The organism is Kluyvera sp. CHPC 1.2972, from assembly GCF_036759925.1.
Classification (GTDB): Bacteria; Pseudomonadota; Gammaproteobacteria; order Enterobacterales; family Enterobacteriaceae; genus Kluyvera.
The window spans coordinates 86,662-97,973 of the sequence record NZ_JAPKIB010000014.1; the positions used below are offsets into that span (position 1 = coordinate 86,662).

At 58.7% G+C, this 11,312-nt stretch carries 11 protein-coding genes; 1 reads left to right on the forward strand and 10 read right to left on the reverse strand.

Translation table 11 applies throughout. From position 1 onward, the window contains the following. Positions 1 to 140 precede the first annotated feature (140 nt). The 5 genes from V6944_RS18590 to V6944_RS18610 form a co-directional block, all read right to left on the reverse strand. Positions 141 to 1,595, reverse strand: a complete 1,455-nt coding sequence (locus tag V6944_RS18590) for an MdtP family multidrug efflux transporter outer membrane subunit (RefSeq protein ID WP_442910754.1) — start codon at positions 1,593 to 1,595, stop codon at positions 141 to 143. Then, on the reverse strand, positions 1,592 to 3,547 hold the full coding sequence (mdtO, locus tag V6944_RS18595; protein ID WP_333500031.1) for a multidrug efflux transporter permease subunit MdtO: 1,956 nt from the start codon (positions 3,545 to 3,547) through the stop codon (positions 1,592 to 1,594). The genes V6944_RS18590 and mdtO overlap by 4 nt, the downstream gene beginning before the upstream one ends. After that, the gene (mdtN, locus tag V6944_RS18600) at positions 3,547 to 4,578 is read right to left on the reverse strand and encodes a multidrug transporter subunit MdtN (protein WP_333500032.1); all 1,032 of its coding nucleotides are present in this window, start codon (positions 4,576 to 4,578) and stop codon (positions 3,547 to 3,549) included. Before mdtN ends, mdtO begins: the two co-directional genes overlap by 1 nt. 19 nt (positions 4,579 to 4,597) lie before the next feature. Further along, positions 4,598 to 4,873 (reverse strand): YtcA family lipoprotein, encoded by a 276-nt coding sequence (locus V6944_RS18605; protein ID WP_333500033.1) that lies wholly within the window; start codon positions 4,871 to 4,873, stop codon positions 4,598 to 4,600. 217 nt (positions 4,874 to 5,090) lie between these two features. Next, positions 5,091 to 7,076: an alkyl/aryl-sulfatase gene (locus tag V6944_RS18610; RefSeq protein WP_333500034.1), complete on the reverse strand. Its 1,986-nt coding sequence runs from the start codon at positions 7,074 to 7,076 to the stop codon at positions 5,091 to 5,093. Positions 7,077 to 7,373: 297 nt separating this feature from the next. Here V6944_RS18610 and yjdP point away from each other — a divergent pair, with 297 nt between their 5' ends. After that, entirely contained in the window at positions 7,374 to 7,712 is a 339-nt protein-coding gene (gene yjdP / locus V6944_RS18615) for a DDRRRQL repeat protein YjdP (RefSeq protein ID WP_333500035.1), read from the forward strand. Here the strand turns inward: yjdP and phnP are convergent. From phnP to phnL, 5 genes are read right to left on the reverse strand one after another with little or no spacing between them, the layout of a single operon-like run. Next, the gene (gene phnP / locus V6944_RS18620; RefSeq protein ID WP_333500036.1) at positions 7,709 to 8,467 is read right to left on the reverse strand and encodes a phosphonate metabolism protein PhnP; all 759 of its coding nucleotides are present in this window, start codon (positions 8,465 to 8,467) and stop codon (positions 7,709 to 7,711) included. The genes yjdP and phnP overlap by 4 nt on opposite strands. Positions 8,468 to 8,476: 9 nt before the next feature. Next, positions 8,477 to 8,911 carry an aminoalkylphosphonate N-acetyltransferase gene (phnO, locus tag V6944_RS18625; protein WP_333500037.1) on the reverse strand — a complete coding sequence of 145 codons (435 nt, stop codon included), beginning with the start codon at positions 8,909 to 8,911 and terminating at the stop codon, positions 8,477 to 8,479. After that, positions 8,898 to 9,455 carry a ribose 1,5-bisphosphokinase gene (gene phnN, locus V6944_RS18630; protein WP_333497063.1) on the reverse strand — a complete coding sequence of 186 codons (558 nt, stop codon included), beginning with the start codon at positions 9,453 to 9,455 and terminating at the stop codon, positions 8,898 to 8,900. Before phnN ends, phnO begins: the two co-directional genes overlap by 14 nt. Then, on the reverse strand, positions 9,455 to 10,591 hold the full coding sequence (gene phnM / locus V6944_RS18635) for an alpha-D-ribose 1-methylphosphonate 5-triphosphate diphosphatase (RefSeq protein ID WP_333500038.1): 1,137 nt from the start codon (positions 10,589 to 10,591) through the stop codon (positions 9,455 to 9,457). Before phnM ends, phnN begins: the two co-directional genes overlap by 1 nt. Beyond that, the gene (phnL, locus tag V6944_RS18640) at positions 10,588 to 11,274 is read right to left on the reverse strand and encodes a phosphonate C-P lyase system protein PhnL (protein ID WP_220439002.1); all 687 of its coding nucleotides are present in this window, start codon (positions 11,272 to 11,274) and stop codon (positions 10,588 to 10,590) included. The genes phnM and phnL overlap by 4 nt, the downstream gene beginning before the upstream one ends. Positions 11,275 to 11,312 lie beyond the last annotated feature (38 nt).

Here is an 11,312-nt window from a genome sequence, read left to right on the forward strand (position 1 = left end):
AAAACGCTGACGAAAAACAGGCTGTCGTCATATTTGACGTGTCGAAGGGAAAAACGGGTGACGTTCCTGGGGGAGAACCGATCCCGGAGTCGGCGCTGGCGCGCCTCGCCCGAGCAGCGCGACGCCGGGGCGGTTCCGGCCTACTTAACCGGCGCGGCCTGATAACCGCCGCCCAGCGTTTTAATCAGCTGAATCCCTTGCACCACGCGCTGGGTGTCGAGCATCAGCAGCGACATCTCTTCCGCCAGCACCGGCAGGCGCGCTTCGGTGGCCTGCAGCCGGCTGCCGAGCCCACGGTTGAAGGCGGCTTCGGCGGCGCTTTGGCTATAGCGGGTGGCATCGACGCGTTCGGCCTGCATCGCGCGTTCATCGTTCAGCGTTTGCAGGCGCGTACCGCCGATCGCCACGTCGCGAACGGCGTTAAGGACCGACTGGTTGTAGCGTTCAATCAGCATATTGCTGCCCGCGCGCGCGTTTTTCAGATTAGCGTTCAATCGCCCGCCGTCGAACAGCGGCAGACGCAGGCCGGGGATGACGTTAATCTGCCGACTGGTGCTCTTGAACAGCTCGTCAATATGGATGGCGTCCAACCCGAAGAAGACCTTGAGATCGAAGCTTGGGTAGAACAGCGCCCGCGCGGCCTCCACCTGGTCGAGGGAGGCCTGCACGTACCAGCGCATGGCCTGCAAATCCGGGCGGCGTGCGAGCAGATCGTAAGAGAGCATCGGCGGGATACCCACCTGCACCTGCGGCAGCGCCGCTGGTTTTATCTCCGTCAGCCCGTTCGCCCCTGCGCCCATCAGCGCCCGCAGCGATTCGCGAGTCTCTTTGATTTGCCCTTTGACGGCGGCTATCTGCTTATCCACTGCCAGCATCTGTGCGCGCGCGCCGTGATAAGGCACCTTCGCCTCCAGCCCCTGCGCGACTTTGCTCTGGTGCGCTCGCACCGCGTAGTCAATCACGTCGTGGGTTTGCTGTAGCAGGTCGAGCATCTGATAGCTCGCCTGAATGCTGTAATAAAGCTGCGCCACGCCGGTCGACAGCGCCAGTTCTACCGCCGCCGTTTCGGCAAGCGCAGCGTTTTGCGCGCCAATGGCCGCCGAGACGGCAGAACGGTGTACGCCCCATAGGTCGAGATCCAACCCGGCGACCAGACCGACGGTTGCCTCGGTGTAGTAAGGGCCGTCCATGCCCAGACGCGGCGCGTCCAGGGCGTAAGGGCCGAGGAAGCCGTTGGCTGACGCGCGCTGGCGGTTAACCATCCCCAGCGCTGCCATTTGCAGCCGCGACCCGGCCTCGAGTAAATCAGCCTGTGATTGCGCTTTCTCTTCGCGTAGCCGGGCTTCGGCTAACGTGTGCGACCCCGCCAGCGTTTTTTCAATCAGCGCCGTGAGCTGCGGGTCATTAAACTGCCGCCACCACTGCGCCTGCGGCCAGCCCTGGCTGGCGAGATGGATATCGTTAGCCAACGTTATCTGCCCCGGCAACAGTTGCGCATGGGGGGCGGAATCGCTGCGGATCAGCGCGCAGCCGGAGAGCGTGGCGGTGCTGCTCAACAGGCTACACAGCAGAATGCGAAAAAGGGTTCGGGTCATGATGGGGTGGCTCCTTGCGCCTGTTCCCCGGCGCGTTCGGCCGGGGAGGTCCAATCGGGTAAACGGGCTATTTGCTGCGCGACGCGCTGTGCATGTTCGCTCTGCTCCGGTGAGAGTGGCGGAGCGGAGGCTGTGCCCTGCGCCAGCGCGGCGGCATACTGCTCCAGCGCTTCGGCAAGCGCCGGTTCCGGTGCCTCAGCACCATCCCAGGCGTAGAGGATCGCGCGGCCCGAACGAATCACGCTCTGACAGTGAGCAAGATGGGTAGCCTGGTGGGGTTCCAGCGCCACGCGCTCGCACATCTCCTCGCAGGCATTAAAGGCCGCGTGGCAGCCAATGCGCAGCTTGAGATAGTCATGCTGCGTTGCCGGGGATTGTTGCGGGAGGCGCAGCAGTTTGCCGAGCATCCCTAACGCACCAGCCAGCTTGTGCCGCAGAGGGACGGCTTCGCTTTCCGGCCAGATAAAGGTGTAGATAGCGGCGGAGACGGCGGTGCCGATCAGGATCCCAACGGCGCGATCGCGGATCTCCACCAGGTCGTAGGCCGGGCCATAAACGTTCTCGAGCGTGGCGAGGGCGAAGGTGACGATCATCTGGGTGCCAATATAGGACGATCGTTCCGATCCGGTCGCTATCCAGGCGCCAAACAGGAAGATAGGCGCCAGTACGGCGAGCAGTTCAACGATGCCGTCCAGCCACGGCATAATGGCGATCGTCACCAGCAGCGCCAGCAGTGCACCGGCCAGCGCGCCGCCGAAGCGCAGCGCCATTTTCTGGTAGGAAGAGCCGATGCTGGGGTTGGCAACAATAATGCAGGTCAGCATGCAGGTGTGAATGCCTTCCCAATCAACGCCGGAATAGAAGATAAAGCAGATCAGGCAGGCCAGCAGCGTTTTGAGGGCATAACGTAGGTAGGCCGGGTTGGTAAAGGCATCCGCTGCGAATGACGGCGTTTTGGCGGCGGGGGGCGGCGGCGTGTCGGGGTCCATCAGGCCGAGCTGGCGCAGCTGTTCGCAGAGATTCTCCAGTCCGCAGGCGTTGGCCGCTGCGCGTTCCTCGGCGCTGAGCTGCCATGCGCTTTGCCACGGTTTACCCTCGGTGACTGCCTGCCGCAGCGAGAGGATTTCCGCCCTCAACCGTGCGATGAACGCCGGGGCTGGCGCGGCAGTGGCGGCATCGTAGCGGTTCAGCGTGCTGTACAGATAGCTCACGGTATTGACGCCGTTTTGCCACCAGGCGCAGCGCGCTTTCCAGTCGGCATCGTCGGCCATGCAAAAGACATTCAGCTTTTGCAGCGCCAGAATTTCCCGCTCGACGTCGGTTTCCGCCAGCGGTGCGCCTTCGCCTGCCAGCCGTTTGAGGGCGTCATCCAGCCGGGCGCAGAGCGCTTCTCGCATCTGAGTTCCGGCGCGGCTGGGGAACCACAACACGCCCATCAGCACCATCAGCAGCGCGGGGTAGAGGCCTACCACGATGCACCACAGCGTCAAGCGTACAACCACTTCGGGATAGTCGAGCATGCCGGGAAAGCTCTGACCGTAAATGGCGACGATAGCCACCGCGAAGAAGACCAATCCCAGCCGATGAGTGCGCATCATAAACATGCAGCCCAGCAGGATCAGGCTGGCGATGATAAGACGCACCAGCGGGTAGCTGTAGGCCCATTTGTAGAGCAGAAATAGGCTGCCAATCTCCAGCACCGTGGCGACGACAAACAGTATCGCCACGAATTTGGTGTAAAACGCGTTGGATTGAATGCCGTAGAACAGCACCGCCAGCGAAATGGCGAGAAACGGGATTTCGAAGGTCATCGAGATAAGCACGACCAGCAGGCAGCCAATCCACAGCTGAAGCGTCTGCGGCAACCGGCCGGGACGACGCTCGCTCAGCTCCTTATGGAAAAACGCCAGCAGCCTGACCAGCGGCAGCGGCAGGTAATGGAGCGCGTTCATTATTGCGACTCAAGGCTGGCAACCGCCGACGCGCCGATACGGAACATGTCAGCGTCCGGGTTATCGACCATGATTTTCACCGGGAAGCGCTGGGCCACGCGCACCCAGTTGATCGAACGGGAGACGCGCGGCAGGCCGCCGAGCACGATACCGCCGTCGTCTGGTAGCACGCCGTAGCCAATGGAATCGACCTTGCCGGTAAACGTTTTGCCGCTGTCGCTCATCAGGCGCAGGGTGGCGGGGGAACCTGCGCGGATGTTGCTTAACTCGGTTTCACGGAAGTTGGCAATCACGTACCAGTGGCGGGTGTCGATGAGGGTGAAAATAGGGCGCATGGCGGAGGCGAACTGCCCGATGGAGGTTTTCAGCGACACCACGCGGCCGTCGAACGGCGCGCGCACGGTGGCCATCTCGAGGTGCAGTTTGGTCAGCTCAATATCCGCTTCCACTGCCACACGCTGGGCGACCAGCGCATCCACGCCGCTGACGGCGCTGGCGGCCTGTTGCGCCTGCAGCAGCACGGCGTTGAGATCGGCTTCGCTGGCGCGCTGCGCGGTGCGCGCACGGTCAACGTCTTCCGCCGAGACAAATCCCTGCGAGAGCAGCGGTTCGGTGCGGCGCAGCGTATCGCTGGCGAGTTTAGCCGCCGCGCGCGCTTTGCCGACGGACGCCTCAACGGAGCCCGCCGCAAATTTTTGCGCATCGACGCTGCGCTGGGTCAGCATGATCTGTTTGTCCAGCGCCGCCAGCGAGGCTTCGGCCTTTGCCAGATTGGCCTCATAAGGGCGAGGGTCGATGCGGAAAAGCAGATCGCCCTGCTTGACCTGCTGGTTATCGCGCACCGCCAGCTCAATAATGCGCCCGCTCACTTCCGGGACCACGTCGATAGTGTCGGCAGAGGCATAGGCATCGTTAGTTGAAGGCGCGCTATCAATACGCCAGATAACCCAGATCAGGACAATCAACGCGAGCAGCGTCAGCGCCAGGGCCGGTATTTTGTTGCGAAGAGTTTTATTCTGCGAGCTTTCCATGAGCGCATCTCAATGTGAGTTAGAAAAAGACCAGCCAGACCAGCATGGAGTAAAGAGCAAAGAGGGCGGTATAAATCACGCTGGCCAATGCCAGTGAGGGGTATCGATTAAGGATAATTCGCCGTGAAATAAGCGTCAGGATAACGCCAATAATAAGACAGAAGAGCCAGCCAGGGTAATAGGCGCCAATGACCGGGATGGCGGGGGATAACGAACACCCCGTCAGCCCTAGCGCGGGCATCAGGCAGGCCATTTTTTCTAGCGCTATCCTAATCCTGGATTTTATGATTTGCATAATAGAATACATCCTGTGTATTTCTAACAATATTTATGATGAATATAAAATAGTCATGGGAAGAGACAGTATGGCTATTTTTTCGCGGGAGAAAAATAGCTTTATTTTCCTGTCGCATTCATAACTTATTAAAATTTTATATTTCTTACGACTGTTGCCATACCTATTGTGAATTTTAATAGGCCCAGAGACATTATCATCTCTGGGCATAACGGCATTAATTAGGAGTAACGATATTCACCCACAGATCAAATTTATCCAGGCAGCCGATGATTTCATCAAGCTTCGCCGCATTGCCGACGACCTTAACCTTTTTCGCTTTAATCAGATCGGCCATTTTCGCCTGACCCGTCAGTACGCTGTGCAGATCGAGGCGGCTCATATAGAACGAGGTATCCGCTTTCGGCAGCAGCGTCTGACGATAGTTAAGTACGCTATCGTTGAGCGTCAGGTTCAGGTTATCGCCATTGTCCAGATTGAAGTTCAGGCTGATATCTTTGCCTGCGGCTTTGTCGCTATCCAGGCGAACTGCCATATAATCGAACAGCATTTCCACCGTCATGCCTTTGATGGTATCCGGTGAGTCCGTTGAGCCGTGGCTGAATTTATGCACCCCTTCACGTAGCTCTTTGGCCCCGGTCAGGTAAAAGCCGCGCCAGGTGGCGGACTCAGCCTGATAGCCCAACTGTTCAAAGGTATCCGCCTGGAGATTTTTCGCCACCTGATCGCCCGGGTTGGCGGCAATGACCTGCTTGAGCAGTTCGGCCGCCCAGCGATAATCTCCCCGTTGATAGGCATCGCGCGCCAGGTTGATAGCGTGGGCAGAGCCGCCCAGCGCTTTCACATAGCGTTTGCCCATTTCGGCTTGCCCATAAGGATGGAGGTTTGCCGGGTTGCCGTCAAAGTAGCCGAGGTAGTAGTTGTACACCGCGCGGGCGTTGTGGCTTACCGAGCCGTAATAGCCGCGGCTGGCCCAGTTATTGGCGAGCGCTGGTGGTAATTTTATCATGTCGCCCACTTCATTGAGCGTATAACCCTGGTTAGCTAAATGCAGCGTTTGATCGTGAATGTACTTAATCGTGTCGCGATATTTGCCTATGTAATCATTAATATGCGCATTGCCCCAGACCGGCCAGGTGTGCGGCATAAACAGGACTTCAGCCTGGCTACCCCACATATCGAGCGTTTCATTCAGATAGGATGCCCACTTGCTGGTATCACGGGTTTTCGCGCCGCGCAGGGTGTAGAAGTTATGCAGCGTATGAGTGGCGTTTTCAGCGGTGCACAGGGCTTTCAGCGCCGGGATATAGAAGTGCATTTCTGCGGGCGCTTCGCTGCCTGGCGCCATCAGGAAGTCAAATTCCAGCCCATCAATCACCCGTTTTTCACCGGTCTTAGTAATGAGCGTGGTTGGCGCAATAATGGTGGGTAGGCCGGTGGTCAGCGTGACGCCCAGACCGTTGCCGATATTGCCTTGCGCATTGTGGGGCAGCAGCAGGCCGTAGGAGTAGAGCGCCCGGCGACTCATGATGTTACCGGCCAACACGTTCTCACTGATGGCCTCTTCCATAAAGCCCACTGGCGCAATGATTTGCACTTTGCCTGACTTCACATCGTCATCGGAAACAATCCCCTTCACGCCGCCATAATGGTCAGTGTGACTGTGGGTATAAATGACCGCGACAATCGGTTTTTGCGGGCGATGTTGATAGTAGAGATCGAGGCTGGCTTTTGCCGCGCCAGCGGTGACCAGCGGGTCAATAACGATAATCCCGCTGTCGCCTTCGATGAAGGTGATGTTCGAAATGTCCTGGCTGCGAACCTGGTACATCCGGTCGGTCACTTTAAACAGGCCGGAAATACCGTTGAGCTGCGATTGCCGCCAGAAACTTGGGTTTACGGTATCCGGAGCCGGGGCGTTAATATCGAATTGATAATCTTCTGCGCGGTAATAAACTTTACCGTCCGGCGTTTTCAGTTCGCCGTGATTGAGCAGTGGTGCAATGAAACCACGCTGGGCATCGGTGAAATCCTGACGATCGCTGAACGGCAGTGATTTTGTATACTGCTGATTAATATTCTGAGTATAGGGTGTTGCCGCTTTAGGTGCGTCAACGGCAAACGCGGAGGGCGTGATAAAACAGGTCGTGGCCGCTATAGCAATAAACATCCGGTTTAAGCGGAATAACCTTGTGTTATTCATATTAATCTCCATTTAATATTGATGTTGTGAATTGAAATAATGAAATGAATCGAGGCTTGGCGAAACTATTTATCATAATAGTTATTCCCTCTTTTTAAGAAGGGCATATATAGCGGCGAGCGTTATTTTTATAAGGTATTCGTGCGTTATATTTTAGTGGGGGATTAAATCGATAATTAGAGATAATAGTTAGCGCTATATCAATACTTCTCAGCTCAACTGAATTGAGATTCGTCTGCTACACGGCATCGCGCCGCTCACCTAACCTACCGCCAGCCCCCTGACGAGACTGGCCCTATGAAACGTTACCTCACCGCCGTATGCTTCTGCGCGCTGTCGCTGACCAGTCAGTTCGCGCATGCCGATATTATCGATGACGCCATTGGCAATATTCAGCAGGCGATCAACGATGCCTACAACCCGGGTAGCAGCGATCGCTCCAGCCGCGATCGAGATGACGACGATCGATCCTATAACGATCGCCGCAGTACGCAGAGCAGCCAGCAATATAACGATCGTCGTCGGCAGTTGGATGACCGTCGCCGTCAGCTTGACGATCGCCAGCGCCAGCTTGACCAGGAACGCCGTCAGCTGTCGGACGACGAGCAGCGCCTCGACGACGATTATGACCGTTAATCCAGGCGAATTTCCATACCGTCATAACCTGCTTCAATGCCGGGCGGCAGCAGGTGGGTCATCATCCATTCATCAAACTGGTGGCTGATATGCGTCAGGATAACGCGCGGGCAGCGGATCTCGTCGTTAAGCACCTGAATCGTCGCCAGATCGCTATGGTTGCGCGGCGTCTGCTCCCGTGGAGCGTAGCTGCAATCAATCACCATCACCTGCGGGCGATTATTGCTTAAAAAGGTCAGCGTTTTCTCCGGCAACCCGGCGGTGTCCGACAGCCAGGCAACGCGGCTATGCGGCGTTTCCAGCAGGTAGCCAAAGGTGAGCTTCGAGTGTTCGAGCGGTACGGGCGTGACCTGCAATCCCTGCAAATCAAAGACTACGAACGGTTCCACGGTGTGGCTGAAATCCAGCAGGCCGGGATGTTTGAACAGATCGTCGCAGCCCTGTTCATCCGGTGGACCGTAAACCGGCACGGTGTCGCCCACGCCCCAGCGCAGCGGAAACAGTCCCTGCACGTGATCCATATGGTAGTGGGTGAGCAAAAACTGCTGAAAAGATCCTGCGGGCCAGCGATCGGTAAGATCGTGCAGCCCGGCGTCGATGAGGGTCACGGCGTCGTTAAAGCGGACCACGCCGCTACAGGCTTTCCGCCGATACTGCGGGGCGCGACGCGCCCGCGTACAGGCCAGGCAGTTGCAGCCCCAGGCGGGCACGCCCTGCGCGCTGCCGGTACCGCTGAGGGTGAGGCTCAAACTCATACAGCATCCTCATAACGCTTTGGTGAAACGAACATGGCTCGGGGCATAGCCCTCACGCTGATAAAAACGGTGGGCATGAAGGCGCTTCGTGCTGGTGGAAAGTTCGGTCATCTCTGCGCCTGCCTCGCGCGCGGTCTCTTCCGCCCACGCCAGCAGCTGGCTGCCAATGCCGGTGCTGCGCACCTGTGGCATCACCACCAGTTCCTGAATCTCGCCTATCCAGTTGGCGTGATGCAGGTGGAACTGCAAATGCAAACTCACCATGCCCACCACCTCGTCGTCGAGCAGCGCCAGCTGATAGTGCAGATTTCTATCCTGAAGATTGGCGGCGAAGCCGGTGTAAAAGGCGTCTCTGTCGTATTCGGCCTGTTTCAGCTCGCACATCAGTGCGTAAACGTCCTCGATGTCCTCGAAGGTGGCATGGCGTAGTTCACAGACAAGCATAGCGTGGCTCCTTTCTTCCCATCAGCGTGAGGAGGGTTTCTACCGACTGTAGCAGACTGCCGTCATTGTTGAGCGTGTGGCACTCCGACGGCGTATAGCGCGCGGCGCGTTCCAGCCGGGCGGCAATCTCCACACCGTTCTCTCGCCCGCGGGCGTGTAACCGCTGGCGCAGGATCTCCGGCGAGACCTGCAGACAGACCGGCAGCAGCGCCTCAGTATAGCGGGCTTTCGCCTGGGCGAGGTGCGCACGCGAGCCGTTCACCACCACATCAAACCCGGCGTGCAGCCAGAGGTCAATTTCCACGCCCACGCCGTAGTACAGGCCGTTGGCGTGCCAGCTTAGCGCCAGTAGATTGTGCCCCGCGCGGGTGAAAAACTCCTGTTCGCTCAGCGCGATATGGTTTTCACACCCGGCGCTGGCCGGGCGGGTGATATAACGATGCGCCACTAACAACTGGGAAAGCTCCTGCTGGCGAAGCACTTCCAGCAGGCTGTCCTTCCCGGAGCCGGACGGCCCCATTAACCAGACCAGTTTTCCCTTCATCAGAACACCCTTTTTCCCTGACGCCAGACGTGGTCGATATGAATATGCTCGCCTTTGCGGTGCGCCAGCACCAGGTCGGCCCGTTTTCCTTCGCCAATCACCCCACGGTCGTGCAGATTCAGCGCTCGCGCCGGATTTTTTGTCACCAGCCTCATCGCCTGAGGGAGGGTAAAAGTATTGCTGTCGTCATCCGCCACACGGAAGGCCGCGTCCAGCAGACTGGCCGGGTAATAATCAGAGGAGAGAATATCCAGCAGGCCTAGCTGGGCTAATTCACGGGCCGCGACGTTGCCGGAATGCGAGCCGCCGCGCACGATGTTTGGTGCGCCCATCAGCACGTTCATGCCGTGGCGACGTGAGGATTCTGCTGCTTCAAAGGTAGTGGGGAACTCGGCGATCACGCTGCCCAACTGGTGCGATTCAACCACGTGATCGTGGGTGGCATCGTCGTGGCTCGCCAGCGCGATATTACGCGCGCGGCACATCCCGGCAATCGCCGTACGGTTCGGCTGCGACCAGCGGGCTGCCAGTGCCAGCTGCTCTTCTTCGTACTGACGCATCTGCTCATCGGTCAGCGAGTATTTGCCCTGGTAGTATTCGCGGTACTTCTCGCGGTTGGCGAACTGACGCTGGCCCGGCGAATGGTCCATCAAGGAGACCAGCGATACCGGCTCGCGGCCTACCAGCTTTTCAAACAGTGGCAGGGTGGTGTGATGCGGCAGTTCGCAGCGCAGATGCAGGCGGTGCTCGGCGCGGTTAACGCCGCGCTTTTGCGTCTCCTCGATGGCGTTGATCATCTTTTCGAGGTTTTCCAGGCGGTCGCCGCCGTCGCGCACATCGCCAATGGCGACCGCATCCAGCACGGTGGTGATGCCGCTGGCGACCATCAGCGCGTCGTGGCTGCTCATCGCCGAGTGGGCGGGCCAGTCAACCTTCGGGCGCGGGGTGAAGAATTTATCCAGATTATCGGTATGCAGCTCAATCAGCCCCGGCAGCAGCCAGCCGCCTTCGCCGTCCATCGCTTCGGGCAGGCGGCTCTGGCTTTCGGCAAAGGCGCGAATTTCGCCGTCCTGTACCTCAAGGGAACCGTGAACCACGTCGTTCTCAAGAACCAGCTTTACGTTATTGATAATCATGCGGGTGTACCCATTGGGTGGAGGCGGTCAGCGACCTGGTTGCGGACGGCTTCGTCATGGAAAATACCGACGATAGCCGCGCCGCGGGCTTTGGCTTCGGTAATCAGGCTGACCACGGCAGCGCTGTTTTTGGCGTCCAGCGAGGCGGTGGGTTCGTCGAGCAGCAGAATCGGGTAGTCGACGATAAAGCCACGGGCGATGTTGACGCGCTGCTGTTCGCCGCCGGAGAAGGTTGACGGCGCGAGGTGCCACAGGCGTTCAGGCACGTTGAGGCGCGTCAACAACTGAGCGGCTTTCGCGGCGCAGGCTTCACGGGGCACGCCGATGTTGAGCAGCGGCTGCATTACCACTTCCAGCGTGGAGATACGTGGAATGACGCGCAGAAACTGGCTGACCCAGCCGACGGTGGTCTTACGCACTTCCACCACTTTGCGCGCCGGGGCGCTGACCAGATCGACCCATTCGTCGCCGTGTTTAATATGGATATGCCCTTCATCCGGCAGATAGTTGGCGTACAGCGAGCGCAGCAGGGTGGATTTACCGCTGCCGGAGTGGCCGTGCAGCACCACGCACTCCCCGGCGTTGACGGTGAGCGAGGCTTCGCGCAGCACCGGCAGCTGGACACCGTTTTGCTGGTGCAGAACAAAGGTTTTACTGACGTTTTCGACGCGGATCGCGTTCATTTTTTGCCTCTTTAACATTTGAGCCTCCCCGGTGTCGC